The sequence below is a fragment of the Streptomyces sp. NBC_00582 genome, assembly GCF_036345155.1.
Lineage (GTDB): Bacteria > Actinomycetota > Actinomycetes > Streptomycetales > Streptomycetaceae > Streptomyces.
The window spans coordinates 6,323,950-6,346,465 of sequence record NZ_CP107772.1 but is presented as its reverse complement, the minus strand read 5'-3'; the positions used below and the strand labels follow the sequence as shown (position 1 = coordinate 6,346,465).

Annotated in this window: 19 protein-coding genes and 1 pseudogene; 7 read left to right on the top strand and 13 right to left on the bottom strand. The window is 71.3% G+C overall.

The window, feature by feature from the left end; all coding sequences use genetic code 11:
• The first annotated feature begins 96 nt into the window (after positions 1 to 96).
• On the top strand, positions 97 to 798 hold the full coding sequence (locus tag OG852_RS28585) for an LPXTG cell wall anchor domain-containing protein (protein ID WP_330349383.1): 702 nt from the start codon (positions 97 to 99) through the stop codon (positions 796 to 798).
• Between the two features lie 84 nt (positions 799 to 882).
• Here OG852_RS28585 and ppc read toward each other — a convergent pair whose 3' ends face one another.
• Entirely contained in the window at positions 883 to 3,615 is a 2,733-nt protein-coding gene (gene ppc / locus OG852_RS28580) for a phosphoenolpyruvate carboxylase (RefSeq protein WP_133912313.1), read from the bottom strand.
• 318 nt (positions 3,616 to 3,933) lie between these two features.
• On the opposite strand from ppc, the gene OG852_RS28575 reads away from it, so the two are divergent.
• Both OG852_RS28575 and OG852_RS28570 read left to right on the top strand, forming a co-directional pair.
• Positions 3,934 to 4,944, top strand: a complete 1,011-nt coding sequence (locus OG852_RS28575) for an acyl-CoA desaturase (RefSeq protein WP_330349382.1) — start codon at positions 3,934 to 3,936, stop codon at positions 4,942 to 4,944.
• Positions 4,941 to 5,627 (top strand): TetR family transcriptional regulator, encoded by a 687-nt coding sequence (locus OG852_RS28570; RefSeq protein WP_133912311.1) that lies wholly within the window; start codon positions 4,941 to 4,943, stop codon positions 5,625 to 5,627. Before OG852_RS28575 ends, OG852_RS28570 begins: the two co-directional genes overlap by 4 nt.
• 86 nt (positions 5,628 to 5,713) lie before the next feature.
• Here OG852_RS28570 and OG852_RS28565 read toward each other — a convergent pair whose 3' ends face one another.
• From OG852_RS28565 to OG852_RS28555, 3 genes and pseudogenes are all read right to left on the bottom strand, one after another.
• Positions 5,714 to 5,887: a CsbD family protein gene (locus OG852_RS28565; RefSeq protein WP_133912310.1), complete on the bottom strand. Its 174-nt coding sequence runs from the start codon at positions 5,885 to 5,887 to the stop codon at positions 5,714 to 5,716.
• A gap of 55 nt (positions 5,888 to 5,942) precedes the next feature.
• A pseudogene (locus OG852_RS28560) lies at positions 5,943 to 6,315 on the bottom strand (glyoxalase).
• Positions 6,312 to 7,112, bottom strand: a complete 801-nt coding sequence (locus tag OG852_RS28555; protein WP_330349381.1) for a trans-aconitate 2-methyltransferase — start codon at positions 7,110 to 7,112, stop codon at positions 6,312 to 6,314. Before OG852_RS28555 ends, OG852_RS28560 begins: the two are co-directional and overlap by 4 nt.
• Positions 7,113 to 7,201: 89 nt before the next feature.
• On the opposite strand from OG852_RS28555, the gene tamR reads away from it, so the two are divergent.
• Entirely contained in the window at positions 7,202 to 7,699 is a 498-nt protein-coding gene (tamR, locus tag OG852_RS28550; RefSeq protein WP_055636625.1) for a MarR family transcriptional regulator TamR, read from the top strand.
• A gap of 56 nt (positions 7,700 to 7,755) precedes the next feature.
• On the opposite strand, the gene OG852_RS28545 is transcribed toward tamR, so the two are convergent.
• Positions 7,756 to 8,565 (bottom strand): LuxR C-terminal-related transcriptional regulator, encoded by an 810-nt coding sequence (locus tag OG852_RS28545; RefSeq protein ID WP_133912307.1) that lies wholly within the window; start codon positions 8,563 to 8,565, stop codon positions 7,756 to 7,758.
• Positions 8,566 to 8,834: 269 nt separating this feature from the next.
• Here OG852_RS28545 and OG852_RS28540 point away from each other — a divergent pair, with 269 nt between their 5' ends.
• Positions 8,835 to 9,290 (top strand): GNAT family N-acetyltransferase, encoded by a 456-nt coding sequence (locus OG852_RS28540; protein WP_330351512.1) that lies wholly within the window; start codon positions 8,835 to 8,837, stop codon positions 9,288 to 9,290.
• Positions 9,291 to 9,332: 42 nt separating this feature from the next.
• Here the strand turns inward: OG852_RS28540 and galK are convergent, their stop codons facing one another.
• Genes galK through galT form a run of 3 tightly spaced genes read right to left on the bottom strand, consistent with a single transcriptional unit; the run spans position 9,333 to position 12,519 of the window.
• Positions 9,333 to 10,487: a galactokinase gene (gene galK, locus OG852_RS28535; protein WP_330351511.1), complete on the bottom strand. Its 1,155-nt coding sequence runs from the start codon at positions 10,485 to 10,487 to the stop codon at positions 9,333 to 9,335.
• An 11-nt stretch (positions 10,488 to 10,498) separates the two neighbouring features.
• On the bottom strand, positions 10,499 to 11,461 hold the full coding sequence (gene galE / locus OG852_RS28530; RefSeq protein ID WP_133912305.1) for a UDP-glucose 4-epimerase GalE: 963 nt from the start codon (positions 11,459 to 11,461) through the stop codon (positions 10,499 to 10,501).
• Complete coding sequence (galT, locus tag OG852_RS28525; RefSeq protein ID WP_133912304.1) at positions 11,458 to 12,519, bottom strand: galactose-1-phosphate uridylyltransferase; 1,062 nt, start codon at positions 12,517 to 12,519, stop codon at positions 11,458 to 11,460. Before galT ends, galE begins: the two co-directional genes overlap by 4 nt.
• 151 nt (positions 12,520 to 12,670) lie before the next feature.
• Here galT and OG852_RS28520 point away from each other — a divergent pair, with 151 nt between their 5' ends.
• Together OG852_RS28520 and OG852_RS28515 are read left to right on the top strand one after the other, a co-directional pair.
• Positions 12,671 to 14,359, top strand: a complete 1,689-nt coding sequence (locus OG852_RS28520) for a sodium:solute symporter family protein (RefSeq protein ID WP_330349380.1) — start codon at positions 12,671 to 12,673, stop codon at positions 14,357 to 14,359.
• Positions 14,360 to 14,443: 84 nt separating this feature from the next.
• Complete coding sequence (locus OG852_RS28515; RefSeq protein WP_330349379.1) at positions 14,444 to 14,812, top strand: hypothetical protein; 369 nt, start codon at positions 14,444 to 14,446, stop codon at positions 14,810 to 14,812.
• On the opposite strand, the gene OG852_RS28510 is transcribed toward OG852_RS28515, so the two are convergent.
• The 5 genes from OG852_RS28510 to OG852_RS28490 all read right to left on the bottom strand — a co-directional run bounded on the left by OG852_RS28510 (position 14,809) and on the right by OG852_RS28490 (position 22,472).
• Positions 14,809 to 15,765, bottom strand: a complete 957-nt coding sequence (locus OG852_RS28510) for a dihydrodipicolinate synthase family protein (protein WP_330349378.1) — start codon at positions 15,763 to 15,765, stop codon at positions 14,809 to 14,811. The two genes, OG852_RS28515 and OG852_RS28510, sit on opposite strands and share 4 nt — an antisense overlap.
• Before the next feature lie 70 nt (positions 15,766 to 15,835).
• On the bottom strand, positions 15,836 to 16,537 hold the full coding sequence (locus tag OG852_RS28505) for a helix-turn-helix transcriptional regulator (RefSeq protein ID WP_133912300.1): 702 nt from the start codon (positions 16,535 to 16,537) through the stop codon (positions 15,836 to 15,838).
• A gap of 251 nt (positions 16,538 to 16,788) precedes the next feature.
• Entirely contained in the window at positions 16,789 to 18,714 is a 1,926-nt protein-coding gene (locus tag OG852_RS28500; protein ID WP_330349377.1) for an outer membrane protein assembly factor BamB family protein, read from the bottom strand.
• Between the two features lie 64 nt (positions 18,715 to 18,778).
• A complete protein-coding gene (locus OG852_RS28495) occupies positions 18,779 to 20,494 on the bottom strand; it encodes an outer membrane protein assembly factor BamB family protein (protein WP_330349376.1) in 1,716 nt (571 codons plus the stop codon).
• 169 nt (positions 20,495 to 20,663) lie between these two features.
• On the bottom strand, positions 20,664 to 22,472 hold the full coding sequence (locus tag OG852_RS28490) for an ABC-F family ATP-binding cassette domain-containing protein (RefSeq protein WP_330349375.1): 1,809 nt from the start codon (positions 22,470 to 22,472) through the stop codon (positions 20,664 to 20,666).
• Positions 22,473 to 22,516: the final 44 nt, after the last annotated feature.

The following is a 22,516-nucleotide window of genomic DNA, read 5'->3' as shown; positions in this document are numbered from 1 at the left end:
GTTTCCTGTTCGTGATTGACCGAGAGTCAGTGTCCGCAGGAAGCTGAGCCGCCCCCTCCACATCTTCCCTTTCGTCACTCGAAGATGGACTGCCCCATGCGTACCCTCACCCGGGCCGGTGTCGTCGCCCTCGCCTCCTCGGCGACGCTGCTGCTGGCCCCAGCCGCCCACGCGGCCAAAGGCGACAACGGCGATGTGAAGACCCACCGGTCGACGACCGACGAGTTCGACCAGCGCGACGAGCCGAAGGTCTGCTCGTTCTATCTCGACGCGTTCGGTTTCGATGGCCTGCAGAGCGTCGACTGGCACATCGAGGCCTGGGCGGACAACGACGCCGACAAGGGCGAGACCGTCAGGACCGGCTCGCTCACGCTGGACTCGAACGGTCACGGCCGGACCCAGGACCTGTCGCTGCCCGACGGCCAGTACAAGCTGTTCTGGAACTTCGACGGCGAGAAGGGGGCCGCGAAGCACAAGGTGTTCAAGGTGGACTGCGAGGAGGACGGCGGCGGCGGTTCCTCACCGTCCGGTTCGCCGTCCGGGTCCCCGTCGGGCTCCGCCCCGGCCTCGTCGTCGGCCTCGCCCTCCGCCTCTCCTTCCTCGTCCTCCTCGCCGAGCACCTCGGTCTCGCCGGACTCCTCGGCGTCCGCGGAGCCGTCGTCCTCGGCGTCCCCGCAGGGCGGCAGCGGCGGCCTGGCCGAGACCGGCAACGGCGCACCCGTCGGCGCCCTCGCGGTCATGGCGGCGGCGCTGGTGGGCGCCGGCGGTTACCTCGTGGCCCGGCGGCGCCGAGCCTGACGTACCGCATGAAGACGGGGGTGCCCCCGAGCCTCGTACTTCTCCGAGGCTCGGGGGCACCCCTCTTCGGCCTTCCGCGGGCGCTCAGCCGGTGTTGCGCAGGCCCGCCGCCACGCCGTTGACCGTCAGGAGCAGGGCGCGGGAGAGCAGCGGGTCGGGTTCCTCGCCGGCCGCCGCCGCGTCGCGCTGGCGCTTGAGCAGGGTCACCTGGAGGTAGGAGATGGGGTCCAGGTAGGCGTCGCGGATGGTGAAGGTCTGCTTCAGCACCGGTGTGGCGTCCAGCAGTTCGCTCTCGCCGGTGATCTTGAGGACCTCGGCGACGGTCAGCGCGTGTTCGGCCCTGATGCGGTCGAAGACGTGCTTGAGGTCGTCGGGGACGAGGGTGTCGACGTAGTGCTGGGCGATCCGCAGGTCCGTCTTGGCGAGGGTCATCTCGACGTTGGAGACGAAGTTGCGGAAGAAGTGCCACTGTTCGTGCATCTCGTCGAGCACGGTGTCCAGGCCCGCCTCGCGCAGGGCCTTCAGGCCGGAGCCGACGCCGAACCAGCCGGGGACGATCTGCCGGGACTGGGTCCAGCCGAACACCCACGGGATGGCGCGCAGTCCGTCGAGTCCGGCGCCGGAGTCGGGGCGGCGCGAGGGCCGGGAGCCGAGGTGGAGTTCGGCGAGCTGGTCGACGGGGGTGGAGGCGAAGAAGTACGCGGGCAGGTCGGGGTCCTCGACCAGCGCGCGGTACGCCGCGTGCGCCGCGTCGGACACGACGTCCATGGCCGCGTCCCAGCGGGCGAGGGCCTCGACGGACTGGCGCGGGGCGGTGTGCAGGGCGGAGGCCTGGAGGGTGGCGGCGACCGTCAGTTCCAGGTTCTCGCGGGCCAGCGAGGGGATGAGGTACTTGTCGGAGATGACCTCGCCCTGTTCGGTGACCTTGATCTCGCCTTCGAGGGTACCCCAGGGCTGCGCGAGGATCGCGTCGTGGGAGGGGCCGCCGCCGCGGCCGACGGTGCCGCCGCGGCCGTGGAAGAGGCGCAGGCGTACGCCGTAGCGGTGGGCGACGTCGCGCAGGCGGCGCTGCGCCCGGTGGATCTCCCACTGGGAGGTGGTGATGCCGCCGAACTTGGAGGAGTCGGAGTAGCCGAGCATGACCTCCTGGACGTCTCCGCGCAGGGCGACGAGGCGCCGGTAGGAGGGGTCGGAGAGCATCTCCTCGAGGATGGTGTCGGCGGCCTTGAGCTCGTCGGTGGTCTCCAGCAGGGGCACGATGCCGATCTTGGCCCAGCCGGCGTGCAGGTCGATGAGGCCGGCCTCGCGGGCGAGGACGGCGGCGGCGAAGACGTCGTCGGCGCCCTGGCACATGGAGATGATGTAGGACTCGATGACCTCGGGGCCGAAGACGGCGAGCGCCCGCTTGATCGTCCCGAACACGCCGAGGGTCTTCTCGCCGGCCGCGTCGACGGGCGCGGGGGTGGGGGCGAGCGGCCTTCTGGACCGCAGCTCCTTCGCCAGCAGCCTCGTACGGTATTCGCGCGGCATGTCCACGTACCGCCAGGACTCCTCGCCGAGGCGGTCGAAGAGCTGGCCGAGGGCGTGGTGGTGGGCGTCGGCGTGTTCGCGGACGTCCATGGTGGCGAGCTGGAGGCCGAAGGCGGCGAGGGTGCGGATGGTGCGGTTCATCCGGCCGTCGGCGAAGAGGGCGCCGCGGTGCGCGCGCAGGGAGGTCTGCACGAGGGTGAGGTCCTGGAGGAGCTCGCTGGTGCCGAGGTAGTCGCGGCCGGGCTCGTGCGGGGTGCCCTTGGCGAGGCGCTGCTTGGTGTTCTCCAGCTTCTGCCGGATGCAGGTGGCCTTGAGGCGGTAGGGCTCCTCGGCGTTGAGGCGCTTGTAGCGGGGGCTGATCTCGGGCAGGCGTTCGAGGTCGGTCCGCAGTGACTCCAGGAGCTCCTCGGTCGCGCCGGTGTAGCGGATGGAGTTGGAGAGGAAACCGCGCAGCTCGTCGATCGTCTCCAGGGCGTCGTTGATGCCGTGTTCGTGCTGGAGGATGAGGACGTCCCAGGTGACCTGCGGGGTGACGTTGGGGTTGCCGTCGCGGTCGCCGCCGATCCAGGTGCCGAAGGTGAGGGGGCGGGTGTCGTCGGGGAGGCGGACGCCGACACGCTCCAGCTCGGAGGTGAGGTCCTCCAGGACGTCGCCGACGGCGTTCGCGTGCAGCTCGTCGAGGTAGTAGATCGCGTTGCGGGCCTCGTCGGCGGGTTCGGGGCGCACGACCCGCAGCTCGTCGGTCTGCCAGACGAGGTCGATGTTCTCGGCGAGGCGCGTGTCGTGGCGCCGGCGGTCGGCCTCGATGACGGGGGTCTCCAGAAGCGCGGCGATGCGCCGGAGCTTGTTCAGTACCGACCGGCGCGCGGCTTCGGTCGGGTGTGCGGTGAACACCGGGCGAACGTTCAGATGGCGGACGCTCTCGCGGACGTGCTCGGGGTCGGCGTCCTTGAGGCGGTCGGCGGTGCGGGCGAGGAGACCGCCCTCGGCGGCGCGCTTGGCGCGCAGCTCACGGCCGCGGTGGACCTGTTCGGTGACGTTCGCGAGGTGGAAGTAGGTGGAGAAGGCGCGGACCAGCTTGGCGGCGGTCTCCAGTTCGGTTCCGCGCAGCAGCTCGGCGGCGGCCTCGCCGTCCTCGCGGGTGAGGCGGCGGACCTTCTCGACGAGGTCGAGCAGTTCGGGGCCCTCCTGCCGGACGAGGGTCTCCCCGAGGAGGTCACCCAGTCGGCGGATGTCGGCGCGCAGCTCTGCACTCGTCGTCGTGGTCTGGTCGTCGGCACTGCTCACAGGTGCGGCTCCTTGCAGTGGTGAAGCTCGTCTGAGGCTCGTCTGGGACGGGGCCCGGAGCCGTCCTGGCGGCGGGTGCCGCATACGGGCCGGACATCCGGGAAGAAAACAGAGCGGACCGCGCTGTCCGACCGTCTCCAAGGATAGGTGGCGGACGGGACGCGCAGACGGTCGGGCTCTTGCCGCCGAGCAGGGCGCTGACATACTTACGATGCCGTAGGTTACGGAACCGTAGGAAGCTGTACCTGGCATCCTGCGCGTGGTGGCCGTGACCCGGCGACCTGCCACAGAACCCTCGAACCCCACAGGGGACGCCCCATGACCACGAGCTCCGATGTGATCGACGACGCCCCGAAGGCGAACGACGGCGCTCCGCTTCCCTCCGCGACGCTCGGTGGCGAGCAGAAGCGCTCGCTGGAGCAGATCACCCTTCTCCTCTTCATCATCGTCCCGTTCCTCGCGCTGCTCGCGGCGGTGCCGCTGGCGTGGGGCTGGGGGGTCAGCTGGCTGGACCTGGGCCTGCTGGTCCTCATGTACTACGTCGGGTGCCACGGCATCACGATCGGTTTCCACCGCTACTTCACGCACGGTTCGTTCAAGGCGAAGCGGCCGCTGAGGATCGCGCTGGCGATCATGGGGTCGCTGGCGGTGGAGGGGCCGCTGGTGCGCTGGGTGGCGGATCACCGCAAGCACCACAAGTTCTCGGACGCGGAGGGCGACCCGCATTCGCCGTGGCGGTTCGGGGAGACGGTTCCGGCGCTGATGAAGGGCCTGTGGTGGGCGCACATCGGCTGGATGTTCGACGAGGAGCAGACCCCGCAGGACAAGTACGCGCCGGATCTGATCAAGGACGGGGCGATCCGGGCGATCTCGCGGCAGTTCATCCTGTGGACGGTGGTGTCCCTCGCGATCCCGCCGCTGGTGGGCGGGCTGGTGACGATGTCCTGGTGGGGCGCGTTCACGGCGTTCTTCTGGGGGTCCCTCGTGCGGGTGGCGCTGCTGCACCACGTCACGTGGTCGATCAACTCGATCTGTCACGCGGTGGGCAAGCGGCCGTTCAAGTCGCGGGACCGCTCGGGCAACGTGTGGTGGCTGGCGGTGCTGTCGTGCGGCGAGTCCTGGCACAACCTGCACCACGCGGATCCGACGTCGGCGCGGCACGGTGTGGAGCGGGGGCAGATCGACTCCTCGGCGCGGCTGATCCGCTGGTTCGAGGTGTTCGGGTGGGCGTACGACGTGCGCTGGCCGTCACGCTCGCGTATCGATTCGCGTCGCAACACGGATGAGGACGGCTTCCGGCGCCGGAAGGCGGCGGCGAAGACGGCATGATTGACGGCGTGGCGACCGACTCCAGCAGTACCCCCAGTCCCGGCGGCGAAGCGAAGCCGCGGCGTGTCCGGCGCACCCGTATGACCGGGGCCGAGCGCCGGCAGCAGTTGCTGGAGATCGGTCGCACGCTGTTCGCGGCGAAGGGTTTCGAGGCCACGTCGGTGGAGGAGATCGCGGCGAAGGCCGGGGTCTCCAAGCCGGTGGTGTACGAGCACTTCGGCGGCAAGGAGGGGCTGTACGCGGTCGTCGTGGACCGGGAGATGCGGCGGCTGCTGGACATGGTGACCGGTTCGCTGACCGCCGGGCACCCTCGTGAGCTGTGCGAGCAGGCCGCGTTCGCGCTCCTGGACTACATCGAGGAGTACACCGACGGGTTCCGGATCCTGGTCCGGGACTCCCCCATTCCGCAGTCGACGGGTTCCTTCGCCTCGTTGATCTCGGACATCGCCACCCAGGTGGAGGACATCCTGGGGCGTGAGTTCAAGAGCCGCGGCTTCGATCCGAAGCTGGCGCCGCTGTACGCGCAGGCGCTGGTGGGGATGGTGGCGCTGACCGGGCAGTGGTGGCTGGACGTGCGTCGTCCGAAGAAGGCGGAGGTGGCGGCGCATCTGGTGAATCTCGCCTGGCACGGGCTGGACGGGCTGGAGGCGAAACCGCACCTGATAGGCCGCCGCAAGGCGTAGGCCGCCGCGGCACAGGCCGCGCCGCTGGGCGCGGCGCCGTCGCGGCCAGGCGGCGGCCTGCCGGGATCAGGGCGTGAAAAGCGGGATCAGTGCTTGAAGATGTCCTTGGTCTTCTCCTTGGCCTGGCGGGCGTCTCCCTTGGACTTCTCGGCGTGGCCCTCGCCCTCCAGGGGCAGGTCCCGCACCGCCCGTCCGGTGGCCTCCTTGGCCTTGCCCTTGAGCTGTTCCTTCTTGGCCTTGGCCTTCTGCTCGCGTGCCATGGTGGTTCGCTCCTCGGTTGTCCGAACTCCTGCCGAGTGGCCGTCGCACAGCTGTTCAAACGCGGGGTTCGAGGAACTCCAGTCGGTTGCCCACGGGGTCGTGGGCGTGGAAGCGGTCGTGGCCGGGGAGGTCGTCGTCCCAGGTGACGTCGGTGCCGTGGGCCTCCGGGCGGGCGGCGTGGGCGGCGATTGCGGTGACCCGGAGGCCCGGGTGGGCCTTGGCCGAGGGGCGGAAGTCCCCGGGAGCCTTCTCCGTCCCCCCATGGATCTGTACGGCGCCGGCCTGGAACCAGCAGCCGCCGCGGGTGGCGAGCACGCCCGGTTTCGGGATCTCGGTCATGCCGAGGACGTCCGTGCAGAAGGCGCGCAGGAGGTCCTCGGTTGCCGGGTGGCGCGGCGAGTCGGACGTGGTCGAGGGCGGTGATCATCGCGCCTGCTTGGTGGCGACGGCGAACAGGCGGCGAAAGGGCAGGACGGTGCCGTACTCGGTGCGGGGGTAGGCCGCGCGCAGCAGGTCGCGGTAGTCGGTGAGGAAGGCGGCCCGCGCGTCGGGGTCGTCGGCGAGGGCGTCGAGGGCGGGGCGCAGACCGGTGCCCCTGACCCAGTCGAGGACGGGGTCCTCGCCCTGGAGGACGTGGTGGTACGTCGTCGTCCACACGTCGGTGGCGCAGCCGAGGCGGGCGAGGCGGTCGAGGTAGACGCCGGGGGCGTGGACGGAGTCCTCGAGGCGCAGGACGTGGGCGAGGCGGTCCTTCCAGCGGGGGGTGCCGGCGAGGTCGCGCATGAGGGCGTGCAGGGGCGCGTCGATGTTGTGGGGGACCTGGAAGGCGAGGGTGCCCCCGGGGGCGAGGCCGTCGACCCAGGCGGGGAGGGCGTCGAGGTGGCCGGGGACCCAGTGCAGGGCGGCGTTGGAGATCAACAGGTCGTACGTCTCGTCCGGGGTCCAGGTGGTGAGGTCGGCGTGGGCGAAGTCGAGGCGGTCGGCGGCGTGGGCGGCGGCGTCGGCGAGCATCTGCGCGGAGTTGTCGTAGCCGGTGATGCGGGCGGTGGGCCAGCGGTCGGCGAGGTGGGCCGTGAGGGTGCCGGGGCCGCAGCCGAGGTCGGCGATGCGGGGCGGGGTGCCGGGCAGGTCGGGGACGCGGGAGAGGAGGTCGTGGAAGGGGCGGGCGCGGTGGCCGGCGTGGCGGAGGTACTGGGCGGGGTCCCAGGAGGGGTTGGTCGTCATGCCTCCCACTCTCCCCCGCATTTTCTCTCGACGTCAAGAGACTCGACATCAAGAGACTTCATGTCGACACAACCACTACACTGATCGCCATGGAGGACGAGGTCGATCGGCTGGTCGCAGCGTGGCGCCGGGAGCGCCCGGACCTCGACGTGGAGCCGCTGGAAGTACTCAGCCGGGTGAGCAGACTGGCCCGGCATCTGGACCGGGCGCGCCGACTGGCGTTCTCCGAGCATCAGCTCGAGCCCTGGGAGTTCGACGTGCTGACCGCGCTGCGGCGCGCGGGGGCGCCGTACCAGCTCTCGCCGGGCCAGTTGCTGACGCAGACGCTGGTGACGTCGGGCACGATGACGAACCGTATCGACCGGCTCGCGAAGAAGGGCCTGGTGGAACGGCTGCCGGACCCGAGCGACCGGCGCGGTGTGCTCGTCCGCCTCACGGACGACGGCAAGGACCGCGCCGACCAGGCGCTCGCCGGACTGCTCGACCAGGAACGGGCGATCCTGGCCGAGCTCTCGCACGCCCAGCGCGGCGAACTGGCCGCCCTGCTGCGCCAGCTGACCGCCCCGTTCGACAACATCCCCGGCTGAGGGCCCACCGGGCGGATCAGGGCGAAGACGCGGGGTCCGGCACGCGCGTCGGCCGATCAGGCGCTGTGGGTTTCCTCCGCCCTGATCTGCCCGGCAGTCCCCAGGTCCACCGGCCCCACCCCGGCCCTGCGGGCGAGGGCGACGGCGGCGAGGGTGGAGTGGACGCCCAGTTTGCCGAGGACGTTCTGCATATGGGTGCGGACGGTGTGCGGGGAGAGGAAGAGGCGCTCGGCGACGGCTTTGCGCCCCAGGCCCGCCACCATGCACCGCAGCACTTCCCGCTCCCGCGGCGTGAGGGACTCGACGAGCCGCTCGCTCTCGGTGCGGTGCTTGCGGGCGGCGGTGAGCTCGCGCAGGACGCCGGTGAGCAGCGCGGGCGGCAGATGGGTCTCCTCGCGCAGCACCCCGCGGATGACGGTGAGCAGCCGGGACAGGGAGCAGTCCTTGGCCACCCAGCCCGAGGCCCCGGCCTGCAGGGCGAGGGCGGCGCGGCGCGGGTCGTCCTTCTCGGCGAGGACGACGACCCGGACATGGGGCTGGGCGCCGCGTACCCCGGTGACGAGGGAGATCCCGTCGACGAGTCCGTCCTCACCGACCTCGTGCACGGGCGCGGCGGGCCGTATGCCCGGCAGCACACCGCCGGGGCCGACGCCCGGACCACCTCCCGCGCCGACACCCAGGTCGGCGTCGACGAGCAGCACGTCGTAACGGCGTCCCTCGGCGGCCGCGCGCTCCAGGCTGCGCAGTGCCGCGGGGCCGCTGCCGGCCGCGGAGACGTCGACGTCGGGCTCGGCGGCGAGCGCCGCGGCGAGCGACTCGGCGAAGATACGGTGGTCGTCGACGACCAGGACTCGGATGCGAACCACGAAACCCCCTTCCCCAGGCTCCTTGCCGAAGCCGGGGATACCCCAAGGTTCAAGACGGAGAACGACGACCGGCGCGGATACGACGCCCCAAGGGGATGCGGGCCACCGCACGGCCGCCGCCGTGCAGGGACTGCTACCCCGACTCCGGGCGCCGTACCCGACTGTCTCGCCCCCTGATCGGCACCGGCCCCCACCGGTGCTGTTCATCAGGGTAGGGCTGTGGGCGGGCGGCGGAAGGCAAAACGCGGAACTGGTTGGCCAGGGCGTTTATGGTGTGCCGCATGTTTCGTCTTGAGACAGAAGTCGACAGCACGAGGCGCGATCTTCTTCGCTCCCGGCTCCGCGACACCAACACGGCGGCCTCCCCGGTCCTGCGGGCGCTGCGCGGCACCCCCGCCGAGCGCGAGACCCCGCTGCACGTGTGGGCCGCGGACGAGGGCGGTGAACTGGCGGGCGGGCTGGTCGGTCACACCTGGACGACCTGGCTGCACGTGGCCCTGCTCTGGGTGGACGGACGCCACCGCGGCACGGGCCTCGGCAGCCGTCTGCTCGGCGAGGCGGAACGCGTCGCCGCCGAGGAACGGGGCTGCCGCCACGTCCGTCTGGAGACCTGGGACTTCCAGGCACCGGACTTCTACAAGCGCCTGGGTTACGAGGTGGTGTGCGCGATCGAGGACTATCCGCCGGGCGTCACGGAGTACACGCTGACGAAACGGCTGGGGTGAGGCGGAGGAGTCCCGCCCCACCCCATTGCTCCTGACAGCGGGTCAGATCAGGCGGCGCGCCCCCGCCGACGGCACCGCCTCGAAGACGCGCGGAGCCGTGTGGCCGGCCGCCGCGAAGGCCTCCTCGATCGCCTTGGTGAGGGTGTCGACCTCGGCGGCGTCGGTGAGGACGATCGCCGAGCCGCCGAAGCCGCCGCCGGTCATCCGCGCGCCGAGGGCGCCATGGGCGACGGCGGTGTCGACGACCAGGTCCAGCTCGGGGCAGGAGACCCGGAAGTCGTCGCGCAGGGAGGCGTGGCCCTCGGTGAGGACCGGGCCGACCGCGCGGGTGTCGCCGGCCCGCAGCAGCGCGACGACGCGTTCGACGCGCGCGTCCTCGGTGACGACGTGGCGGACCAGGCGGCGGACCTCCTCCTCGTCGCCGAGGCGGGCGAGGGCCGCGTCCAGGTCGGCGTACGGGACGTCCCGCAGCGCGTCGACGCCGAGCAGGGCGGCACCCTTCTCGCAGCCCTCGCGGCGCTTGCCGTACTCGCCGGTGCTGTGGGAGTGCTTGACCTGGGTGTCCACGACCAGCAGCCGCATGCCCTCCGCCGCGAGGTCGAGGGGGATCTGCTGCTGGGACAGGTCGCGGGTGTCGAGGAAGAGGGCGTGGCCCTCCTCGCAGCAGGCCGAGGCCGTCTGGTCCATGATCCCGGTGGGGGCGCCGACGTAGACGTTCTCCGCGCGCTGGCACAGCCGGGCGAGCTGCCAGCCCTGCAGCCCGAGCTCGTACAGGTCGTTCAGGGCGAGGGCCACGACGACCTCGATCGCCGCCGACGAGGACAGGCCGGCGCCGGTCGGGACGGTCGAGGTGAGGTGGATGTCGGCGCCGGCGACCGGGTGGCCGGCCTCGCGCAGCGCCCAGACGACGCCGGCGGGGTACGCCGTCCAGCTCTCGTCGGACTCCGGGACGAGGTCGTCGAGGCGGAGCTCGGCGACGCCGCCCTCGATGTCGGAGGAGTGCAGGCGCAGCCGGCCGTCCTCGCGCCGGGACACCGCGGCGAGCGCCTGGTGCGGCAGCGCGAAGGGCATCACGAAGCCGTCGTTGTAGTCGGTGTGCTCACCGATGAGGTTGACGCGGCCGGGCGCGGCCCACACCCCGTCGGGCTCGGCTCCGTACAGCCCGACGAACGCCTCGCGCACCTGCTGTGCCGCCACTGCTGCCGCCACTACTGCTCCCTTGCGATGTGCTGCGCGAACTCCCAGGCGTCCGCGACGATGCCCGCGAGGTCCGCGCGGGACGGGTTCCAGCCCAGCTGTTCGCGGGCGGTGGCCGCGGAGGCGACCAGGACGGCCGGGTCGCCGCCGCGGCGGGGGGCCACGACCTCGGGGATCGGGTGGCCGGTGACCTCGCGGACGGTCTCGACGACCTCGCGGACCGAGAAGCCGTTGCCGTTGCCCAGGTTGCAGATGAGGTGCTCGCCGGGCCGGGCGGCGGCGACGGCGAGGAGGTGGGCCTCGGCGAGGTCGGCGACGTGGATGTAGTCGCGGACGCAGGTGCCGTCGGGGGTCGGGTAGTCGTCGCCGTAGACGGAGATGGCCTCGCGGCGGCCCTGGGCGACCTGGAGGACGAGCGGGATGAGGTGCGACTCGGGGTCGTGGCGCTCGCCGTACGCCCCGTAGGCGCCCGCGACGTTGAAGTAGCGCAGGGAGACCGCGCCCAGGCCGTGCGCCGCCGCCTCGCCGGTGATCATGTGGTCGACGGCGAGTTTGGTGGCGCCGTAGGGGTTGGTGGGCTTCGTCGGCGCGGTCTCGACGATCGGGACCTGCTCGGGCTCGCCGTAGGTGGCGGCGGTGGAGGAGAAGACGAGCTTGCGCACGCCGGCCTCGCGCATGGCGGCGAGCAGGGCCATGGTGCCGCCGACGTTGTTGTCCCAGTACTTCTCGGGCTTCACGACGGACTCGCCGACCTGCGAGGAGGCGGCGAAGTGGAGGACGGCGTCGAAGGAGGCGTCGAGCCACTTGGCCGCGTCGCGGATGTCGCCCTCGACGAAGGCGGCACCGGCGGGGACGCCCTCGCGGAAGCCGGTGGAGAGGTTGTCGAGGACGACGACCTCGTGCCCCGCCTCCAGCAGGTGCTGGGCGACGACGCTGCCGACGTAGCCGGCCCCTCCGGTCACCAGGTACTTCATGAACTCGCTACCTCTCGCAGTCGCTCGGCCGCGCGCTCCGGCGGCACGTCGTTGATGAAGACGTTCATGCCGGATTCGGAGCCCGCGAGGAACTTCAGCTTGCCGGACGTCCGGCGGATGGTGAAAAGCTCGAGGTGGAGAGCGAAGTCGTCGCGGTTGACGCCGTCGAACTCCTCCAGCGCGCCGAACGGCGCCTGGTGCCAGGCGGCGATGTAGGGCGTGGGCGGTTCACCTTCACCGAAGATACGGTCGAAGCGCCTCAGGAGTTCCAGGTAAACCCGGGGGAACTCCGTGCGGGCCTCCTCGTCGAGCGCGAGCAGGTCGGGCACGCGCCGCCTGGGGTACAGGTGCACCTCGTACGGCCAGTGCGCCGCGTACGGCACGAAGGCGACCCAGTGTTCACCCTCCAGGACGACCCGTTCCCCGGCGAGTTCACGCTCCAGGACGGCGTCGAAAAGGTTCTCGCCGCCGGTGGCCTCCTTGTGCGCGGCGACCGAACGCAGCATCAGGGCGGTGCGGGGGGTGGTGAACGGGTAGGCGTAGATCTGCCCGTGCGGGTGACCCAGTGTCACACCGATTTCGGCACCCCGGTTCTCGAAACAGAACACCTGGTCGACGGAGGGCAGATGCGACAGCTCGGACGTGCGGTCGGTCCACGCGTCGAGGACGAGTCGCGCCTGCTCCTCGGTGAGGTCGGCGAAGGAGGCGTTGTGGTCGGAGGTGAAGCAGACCACCTCGCACCGCCCGGAGTCGCCGGCCAGGGAGGGGAAACGGTTCTCGAAGACGACGGCGTCGTACGACGAGTCCGGGATCTCGCTGAGCCGGTCGCCCTGGGAGGGACACAGGGGGCATTCGTCGGCCGGCGGGTGGTAGGTGCGCCCCTGCCGGTGCGAGGCGATCGCCACGGAGTCGCCGAGGAGCGGGTCCCGGCGTACCTCCGAAGTGGTGACCGTGGGCTCCAGCGGACGGCGGTCCACCGCGTCGCGCACCGAGTCGTCCCGCAGGTCGTAGTAGATCAGCTCACGACCGTCGGCCAGCCGGGTCGAGGTCTTCTTCACCGCGACTCTCCATTGCCAAGTAAGTGCCTAGTAAGTGCCAAGCAAGCGCTACGTAAGACTTCAAACAGAACCGAACACATAGAAACATAAACACGCTCGGGAAGTAACCCCCCACAACCAAACAAAGACCACCAGACAAGGTGAGCTCCGGATGCAGACCCCCACAGACTCCGTGCACCTGGCAGCCGAGCTGCGGCTCCCCACGAACGCGCTCGACTACACGATCCTCGGCATCTACTTCGTCGTCGTCCTCGGCATCGGCTTCGCGGCCCGCAAGTCGGTGAGGACGAGCCTCGACTTCTTCCTCTCCGGGCGCTCGCTGCCGGCCTGGATCACCGGCCTCGCCTTCGTCTCGGCCAACCTGGCCGCCACCGAGATCCTCGGCATGGCCGCGAACAGCGCCCAGTACGGGGCGTACACCGTCCACTGGTACTGGATCGGCGCCATCCCCGCGATGGTGTTCCTGGGCCTGGTGATGATGCCGTTCTACTACGGCAGCAAGGTCCGCTCCGTGCCCGAGTTCCTGCTGCTGCGCTTCGACAGAGGGGCCCATCTGCTCAGCTCGGCCCTGTTCGCCTTCGCGGCGGTCCTGATCGCGGGCGTCAACCTGTACGCCCTGGCGATCGTCGTCGAGGCCCTGCTGGGCTGGCCGCAGTGGGTGGCGATCGTGGTCGCCGGCTTCTTCGTCCTCGCGTACATCACCCTGGGCGGGCTGTCCTCGGCGATCTACAACGAGGTGCTCCAGTTCTTCGTGATCCTGGCGGCGCTGATCCCGCTGTCGGTGCTGGGGCTGAAGCGGGTGAACGGCTGGGACGGCCTCACCGACAGGCTGACCGCGACCCACGGGGAGAACTTCACGACCGCCTGGGGCGGCACCGGCATCGGCAGCGACAACCCGCTGGGCGCGAACTGGCTGACGATCGTGCTCGGCCTCGGCTTCGTCCTCTCGTTCGGCTACTGGACGACGAACTTCGCCGAGGTCCAGCGCGCCCTGTCGGCGAAGAACCTCTCCGCCGCCCAGCGCACCCCGCTGATCGCCGCCTACCCAAAGATCTTCATCGTGTTCCTGGTGATGATCCCGGGACTGGTGGCGGCGGCCCTGGTGCCCGGCTTCGGCACCGAGGACTCGGGCTACCAGTACAACGACGCGATCCCCTACCTGATGGAGAGCCTGCTGCCCAACGGGGTGCTGGGCATCGCCGTGACCGGTCTGCTCGCGGCCTTCATGGCGGGCATGGCGGCCAACGTCTCGTCCTTCAACACGGTGTTCACCAACGACATCTGGGCGCGGTACGTGGTGCGCGGCCGCGAGGACGGGTACTACGTCCGCTTCGGCCGGCTGATCACGGCGATCGGTGTCGCCGCGTCGGTGGGGACGGCCTTCCTGGCCTCCTCCTTCTCCAACATCATGAGCTACCTGCAGACGCTGTTCTCCTTCTTCAACGTCCCGATGTTCGTGGTCTTCATCGTCGGCATGTTCTGGAAACGCGCGTCGATGAAGTCCGGCTTCTGGGGCCTGCTCGCGGGCACCACCGCCGCGATGGTCAACTACTTCGTCCTCTACAAGCAGGACGTCATCGGCATCCCCACCGACCAGGGCGCGAACTTCGTCTCGGCGATCGCCGGCTTCGTCGCCGGCGCCGTCGTCATGGTGGCGGTCTCCCTGTTCACCGCCCCGAAGCCCGAGCGGGACCTCCAGGGCCTGGTGTACGGCACCCGCTCCCCCGGTATGGCGGAGCCCCCGGCGGCCGGCGACGACGCCTGGTACCGCAAGCCCGCCCTGCTGGGCTGGGGAGCCGTGATCCTGGCGGCCGCCTGCTACATCCCGTTCTCGTTCTGAGCCCGCGCGCCCCACGCTGAAGACCGCCCCACGCGGAGGACCGCCCCACGCGGAGGCCTCCGCACGCGGGAGACTGGAGAGACCATGTCCGAGCACTTCGAACCCGAGGAACGCGCGGAGGCGGCCGAGCGGCTGCGGCGCGCGGGGTACTCCGAGGCCGACGTCCAGCGGGAGGTCACCGAGCTGGAGGAGAAGTCGGCGACCGCCGCCCGCATCTTCGACCTGCGCCGCATCATCGGCGGCCTGTTCGTCCTGTACGGCGTCATCCTCACCCTCACCGGGCTGACCGACAGCGACGCCGAGATCGACAAGGCCCAGGGCATCAACATCAACCTCTGGACCGGCCTCGGGATGCTGGCCCTCGGCCTCTTCTTCCTGGTGTGGCTGTGGCTGCGGCCGACGGCACACCCCACGCCGACCCTGCCGGCACCGGAGGAGGGCGACCAGCCCTAGGGGGTGTTTCGAAAGTCCTGTGCGCGCCCCGGCAGGCCCGCCCCCGCCAGGAACTTGGCGACCTCCGCGGTCTCCTCGGGCGACAGGGGGATCTGCGGTGCGGCGGTCGCCGGGCAGTCGATGACGCCCCGCAGGTGCAGAGCCGTCTTGAAGGCGCCCAGGGCCGCCGAGCCGGCGCCCATCCGGGCCGGGTCGCCGACGGACACCATGCCGAACAGGGCGCACAGCCGTTCCTGTTCGGCCCGCGCCCCCGCGAGGTCGCCCGACCGGTACCGGCGCACGAGACGGACGTACCCGTGGGGGTCGACGTTGCCCAGACCGGGCACGACCCCGTCCGCGCCCAGCGCCAGGGCCGCGTCGACGAGCAGTTCGGAGCCGGTGAGGGCACTGAAGCCGGGCAGGCCGCGGGCGCCGGCCGCGACCTCGCGGAAGCCGGCCAGGTCGCCGCTGGAGTCCTTGAGCCCGGCGAGCACGCCCTCGGCGGCGAGCTCCAGGACGAGCCCGGCGGGCAGCTTGGTGTGCACGGCGACCGGGATGTCGTAGGCGATCACCGGAAGGGTGCCGTGGTCGGCGGTCAGCCGGTAGTGGCGGGCGATCTCGGCGGGGTGGGTGCGGGTGTAGAAGGGGGCGGTGACGACGACGGCGTCCGCGCCCGCCGCCGCGACGGCGCGGACATGGTCGAGCACCCGGGGCGTGGTCGTGTCGATCGCCCCGGCCAGCACCGGCAGCCGACCCGCGGCCTGCTCGACGACGGTCTCGGTGACCAGCCGGCGCTGCCGGTCGGTGAGGAACGCGACCTCCGAGGTGGAGCCGAGCACGAACAAACCGTCCACGCCGCCGTCCAGGAGATGGCCGACGAGCCGGCGCAGCGAGGGGACGTCCACCTCGCCGTCCGGTGTCAGGGGGGTGCAGACGGGCGGGATCACTCCGGTCGGCGGGGCGGTCAGGGTCATCACGGCTCCCGGGCGGGTTCTGGCGTACGACGTCGTCGATCGGCTCGGCACCACCGTAGGCCGGGCGCGGCTACGGCCTCGGGTCCGCGCCCGCGTGGTGGGAGCCGAGGGGACCCGCGCGGTCCAGGAGGCCCGTGCGGGCGGCGAGGGCGGCCGCCTCCAGGCGGGAGCCGACGCCCAGTTTCATCAGGACGCGCTGGACGTGGGTGCGGGCCGTGGAGGGGGCGATGCCCATGCCGGCGGCGATGAGCCGGGTGTCCTCGCCGTCGGCGACCCGGACCAGGACCTCGACCTCGCGCGGGGTGAGCATCTGCAGCAGCCGCTGCCCCTCGTCGTCCGGCTGGGCCGCGGGGTTCAGGAGTTCGGCGAAGGCACCCTGGAGGAGCTGCGGGGCCACCGCCGCCTCACCCGCCCTCGCCTTCATGATCGCCCGCTCGACACCCTCGATGCGCTCGTCGTGGCGTACATAGCCGGAGGCACCCGCGGCGAAGGCGGCGGCGATCCCCCGGGGGCTGGGCACCGGCCCGAGGACGAGGACCGCCACCTGCGGACGCTCCCGTTTGATGCGGACCACCGGATCGAAGACGCCCGGCTCGGCCGGGGCCGCCGTCCCCAGCAGGCACACCTCCGGCGCCCGGGTGATCACCAGCTCCGCCGCACCGGCGGCGGGCGCGGCCGCGGCGAGCACCCGGTGCCCCCGCAGTTTCAACGCCGAGGCCAGCGCCTCGGCGAGCAGTCGGTGGTCGTCGACCACCATCAGCCGCACTCCCATCGGCAACCCCCCAGTCCCCCCACGGAACACGACAGACGGAACACAACAGAACTGTCACCACAGACAAAAGGTGCCCCCCGGCACCCCGTCCTTCATGCCCCCGGAAGCTACACGCTTGTTCGACGTTGCGCTCCCCTACCGGCGAGAAGTGCCCCGGATCGCCGAAATTCCTCGCATGCGAGGGTGATGAGCGGTAAGTAGGCGGCCCCGCCCCTGAGCAGGGGCGGGGCCGCGCGTCTGTGCGAGAGGGATCAGCCCGAGGTGCCGAAAGCGATCGCCAGGTACTCCTTGTCGCCGACGCTGTCGGCGTCGGCGTACGTGCCGGCCATGTACAGCCGGCCCTGGGAGTACAGGATCTCCGAGTACTCGGGGGACATGGCGCTCTCCATCTCCCGCGCCTCCTCGGAGCCGGTGTTCTCCAGCAGCTCGGTCTCCTTGAAGGAGCCGCCGTCGATGCTGACGACCTGTCCGCCCTTGTCGTACGGCGGCTCCTTGTACGCGATCACGTCGCCGCCGTCCATCCGCAGCGGGAAGAGCGTGTAGTCGGCACCGGAGTCGGCGCGCTGGCCGGTCTGTTTGCCGGTGCCGAGGTCGAAGGCGACGATCGAGTTGCCGCGGGAGCCGTTGTCGGTGTCGCGTTCCTCGGTGGCGATGTACAGCCGGTCGTTGCCGACGGCGAGGCCCGTGCACGCCTCGGGTGTGTCGATGCTGTCGCACTCGGCGGCGTACTCGTCGCCCGGCGCGGAGATACGGGTGCGCAGTTCGCCGGTCCTGTTGTCGATGGAGAAGAAGTCCGAGATGCCGCTGCCGTCACCGGCGCTGTCGCCGACGTCGGCGGCCACGACCAGCGGGTCCGTCGAGACCACGCCGGCGTACTCGATGTCGGTGGCCATCTTGTACTCGGAGAGCACCTTCCCGGAGGCCGGGTCGATGGTCTGGATGTGCAGCTGCGGGGCGTCGTACGAACCGCACTTGCGCACCGCGACCAGTTTGGCTCCGCCGCCGTAGCCGGCGTCGTAGCAGGTGTCGGAGGTCTTGGGCGACCAGAGCACCTTGCCGGTGGTGATGTCGAAGGCGGCGCCGCCGTCGGTGCTGCCCACGGCGACCGTGTTCGCGCTGACGGTGACATTGTCGAAGTCGATCAGCGCGTCACCGGAGTTGACCGTCTTCGTCCACAGTTGCCTGCCCGCGTTCAGGTCGATCGCGGCGACCTGGGTGCAGCCGGCCGTGGAGTCCTTCGGGGGCATCTTCGGCTGGAAGACGATCGCGGTGCGGCCGTCCTCGTTGGTCCGCCGGCTCGCCGCGCACACCGGGCCGGGCAGCTTCACCGTCCACAGCTCGGTGCCCTTGTCGCGGTCGTAGCCCACGATCTCGGCGACACCGCTCTTCACATACGCCGTGTCGGTCAGCCAGGAGCCGTCCACGGCCACGCTGTCGTCCTTGGCGACGGTGGGCATCGGCACCTGGAAGAGAGGCTTGGCGCCGGGGTCGGCGGGCACCTTCTCGCCGCCCTTGGCGACCCCGCCCTTGCCGTCGCCGCCGGTGGGGCCCGCGGAGGCGGTGGGGCCGCCCTGCGTGCCGCCCCCGCCGGACGACCCGGAGTACCAGATCCCGCCGCCGACGATCAGCGCGATCGCCACCACCGCCGCGACGATGATCACCGTCGAGGCGTTCACCTTCCGCCCGCCCGCGGGCGCGGACGGCGACCGCAGGGGGACGGTCACCGGCTGCCCGGGGTATCCGTACCCGGGCTGCTGCCCGTAGGGCGCCGCGGCACCGTACGGCGGCTGCGGCTGCGGGGCGGTGCCGGGGTATCCGTAGCCCGGCTGGGGCTGCGGGGGCTGCGGCGCGGCGGCCGGGTATCCGTAACCGGGCTGTGGCTGCGGCGGCTGAGGAGCCGCCGGGTAGCCGTAGCCGGGTTGCGGCTGCTGCGGAGGCTGGGGGGCCGGCGGGTGGCCGTAGCCGGGCTGTGGCTGAGGCGGTGCGCCGTACTGCGGTTGCGGCTGGGGCGGCTGAGCCGCGGGCGGTGCCGCAGGAGCCCCCGGCGTCGGCCGAGCGCCCTGGTCCGCCTGCGGTGCCGCGTCCTGCGGCGGTTCGGGTGGCCCGAAGGCACCCTGTCGCCCGGGCGGTTGGTCCTTCGGGGGCTGGTTCGGCGGTGGCGGCGGCGGCTGGGTCATGGTGTGGATTTCCTCGGCGGGACGCTGGGGACGACGGGACGGGAAGGACGCAGAGGGGATCCGCTCACTTGCCGTAGGCGAGCATCAGCTTCTCCTTCCCGTCGTCCTCGCCGGTGAGCTGGGTGGAGGAGAGGTACAGCCGGTCGTCGACCCAGGCACGGTCGCCGTCGGAGAAGCCGTCCTCGATGTCGACCGTCCCCGCGGGCAGTTGCAGCAGCGTCGTCGGGGTGTGCGCGGATCCGGCCGTCGGGACCGACACCACCCGGCCGCCCGCCCCGGAGGACGGCTCGACGTAGGCCACGAGCTTGCCGCTCCCGGTCGTCATCGGCGTCATCGGCTCGTCGGTGGGCGACTTCACGCGCCACCTCTCCTTGCCGGTGGAGAGGTCGATCGCGACGATCTCGTTGGCGGAGCCGCTCGCGTCGGTGGGGAGGTAGAGCGTGTTCGCGTCGACCGCCGTGCCCAGACAGCCGGTGAGGTCGCTGTCGAAGAGCGCCCAGCCGCACTGCGGGTCGAAGTCCTCGTCGACGCCGACCTGCGAACGGAAGCTGCCGTCCGTCCTGAACGTGGAGATGTTCCAGGTGTTCTTGTCGTCGTTGGTGCTGTAGACGACCAGCGGGTCGAGCGAGTACACCCGTTCGACCTCCCAGCCCTTGTCGAGCTTGCGGGTCCACTTCGCCTTGCCGGTGGCCGGGTCCAGCTCCCGGAGCTCGACGTGCTCGTCGGCCTTCAGCGCGGCACAGGACGCCACCATGACGAGCCGGGCCCCGCCCGCGAACGCCTTCGGGAAGCACGAGTCGCCGTACTTCTCGATGTCGTACAGCTTCTTGCCGGTACGGACGTCGTACGCCACCCCGGACTGCGAGCGGCCCACGACCAGCGTGTTCCCGGCGAGGGACAGCCCGATGCCGCTGCCGACGCTGTCGAAGAGCTGCCCGTCCGCGACCTTCGCGGTCCAGCCCTCGGCGCCGGTGGCGAGGTCGATCTGCTGGAGCTGGTTGCACTGGGCGCGGTCGCTGACGCCGCTCATGTACGCGACGACGATCTTGTCGTCGGTGGTCCTGTCCCGGGTGACCGAGCAGATCTTCTGGGGGAACGCGATCGGGTCCCAGGCCGGCTTTCCGTCGGCGACGCCGTACGCGACGACCTCCTTGTACGCCGCCTTCACCGCGACCTTCGACGTGATCCACATGCCGGGTGCCTCGGCGCCGTCGGCGGGCGCGTCCGGTGCCTCCTTGTACCAGAGCACCTTGGCCTCGCCGGCCTTGCGGCCCTCGTTGAGGTCCTGCGGGTCCTCGCCGCCGTCGCCGCTGCCGTCGCCGGGGTTGACCGGGCCGTCGCTCGCGCCCTTGTGGTCGTCGCTCGGGCCGGCGACCGGCTTCTTGCCGTCGTCACCGCCGCCGGTGACCGCGAACACGACCCCGCCGACCGCCAGCAGGGCGGCCACCGCGGCGGCCACGACCCACGCCGGGCGCCCCTTGAAGGGGTTGCGCGAGCCGGGGGGCGGGGGGCCGGGGGTGCCGGGGAACTGCGGCGGGCCGGACGGGTAGCCGTAACCGGGCTGGGGCTGCTGCCCGTAGGGGCCGGGCTGGCCATAGGGGCCCGGCTGTCCGTACGCGCCCGGCTGCTGGGGCTGCCCGTACGGCCCCGGTGCGGCCGGGGCGCCGTAGGGTCCGGCCTGCTGCGGATAGCCGTACCCCGGCTGGGCGGGCGGCTGGGGCGGCATCTGCGGTGCTCCGAAACCACCCTGCTGCGGCGGCTGATCAGGCGGCGTGGCCATCAGCGTCTTCCCCCTTGTCACTGCTTTTTGGCCAGCCCTTTGTATCACCCGGCCCGGACACCAAATCGGGCCGGATCCACCCCTGTTCCCAAGGGAGGACCGGCCCGTGATGCCCTTGTTATGCGCCTTCACGCCCCCTTCACGGGGCACACGCGCGGGCGCCGACGTGCTAGACGTCCTCGGCCAGTTCCAGCCACCGCATCTCCAGATCCTCCCGCTCCCCCGCCAGCCCGCGCAGCTCCGCGTCGAGTTCGGCGACCTTCGCGAAGTCGGTCGCGTGGGCGGCGATCCGGGTGTGCAGCGTGGACTCCCGCTCGGAGATCTTGTCCAACTGCCGCTCGATCCGCTGGAGTTCCTTCTTCGCGGCGCGCTGGTCGGCGGCGCTCTTCTCGGTCGTGGCCGGCTTCGGCGCGGCCGCCGGGGCGGAGGAGGCCGCGGCCTCCTCCATGCGCGCCCGGCGCTCCAGGTACTCGTCGATGCCGCGCGGCAGCATCCGCAGCGTGGCGTCACCGAGCAGCGCGAACACCCGGTCCGTGGTGCGCTCGACGAAGAACCGGTCGTGGGAGATGACGATCATCGAGCCGGGCCAGCCGTCGAGGACGTCCTCGAGCTGGGTGAGGGTCTCGATGTCGAGGTCGTTGGTCGGCTCGTCGAGGAAGAGGACGTTCGGCTCGTCCATGAGGAGCCGCAGGAGCTGCAGGCGCCGCCGCTCGCCGCCGGAGAGGTCGCCGACCGGCGTCCACTGCTTCTCCTTGTTGAAGCCGAACGTCTCGCACAGCTGACCCGCGGTCATCTCGCGCCCCTTGCCGAGGTCGACGCGCTCGCGCACCCGCTGCACGGCCTCCAGGACCCGCAGGTTCGGGTCGAGTTCGCCGACCTCCTGGGAGAGGTAGGCGAGCTTCACGGTCTTGCCGACGACGACCCGGCCGCCCGCGGGCTGGGTCTCCGCCTCGGTGCGCCACGCCTCGGCCATGGCCCGCAGCAGGGAGGTCTTGCCGGCGCCGTTGACGCCGACCAGGCCGATGCGGTCGCCGGGGCCGAGCTGCCAGGTGACGTGCTTGAGCAGCACCTTCGGGCCGGCCTGCACGGAGACGTCCTCGAGGTCGAAGACGGTCTTGCCCAGCCGCGACGAGGCGAACTTCATCAGCTCGCCGGTGTCCCGGGGCGGCGGCACGTCCTTGATCAGCTCGTTGGCGGCCTCGACGCGGAAGCGCGGCTTCGACGTGCGGGCGGGGGCGCCGCGCCGCAGCCAGGCCAGCTCCTTGCGGACCAGGTTCTGCCGCTTGACCTCCTCGGTCGCGGCGATCCGCTCCCGCTCCGCGCGCGCGAAGACGTAGTCGGAGTAGCCGCCCTCGTACTCGTGGACGTCACCGCGCTGCACGTCCCACATGCGCGTGCAGACCTGGTCGAGGAACCAGCGGTCGTGGGTGACGCACACCAGCGCGGAGCGCCGGGCCTGGAGGTGGCGGGCGAGCCAGGCGATGCCCTCGACGTCGAGGTGGTTCGTCGGCTCGTCGAGGACGATCATGTCCTGCTCGTCGATGAGCAGCTTGGCGAGCGCGATACGGCGGCGCTCACCGCCGGAGAGCGGTCCGATGACGGTGTCGAGCCCCTGCGGGAAGCCGGGCAGGTCCAGCCCGCCGAACAGTCCCGTCAGCACGTCCCTGATCTTGGCGTTGCCCGCCCACTCGTGGTCGGCGAGGTCCCGGATGACCTCGTGCCGTACGGTCGCGGCGGGGTCGAGCGAGTCGTGCTGGGTGAGGACGCCCAGGCGCAGCCCGCCGGAGTGGGTGACCCGCCCGGAGTCGGCCTCCTCCAGCTTGGCGAGCATCCGGATCAGGGTGGTCTTGCCGTCGCCGTTGCGGCCGACGACCCCGATGCGGTCCCCTTCGGACACGCCGAGCGAGATGCCGTCGAGGAGGGTACGGGTGCCGTACACCTTGCTGACGTTCTCGACATTGACCAGGTTGACGGCCATTTCTCTCCTGCGCATGGGGGTCGGTCAGCCTTCTAGCGTAGGGC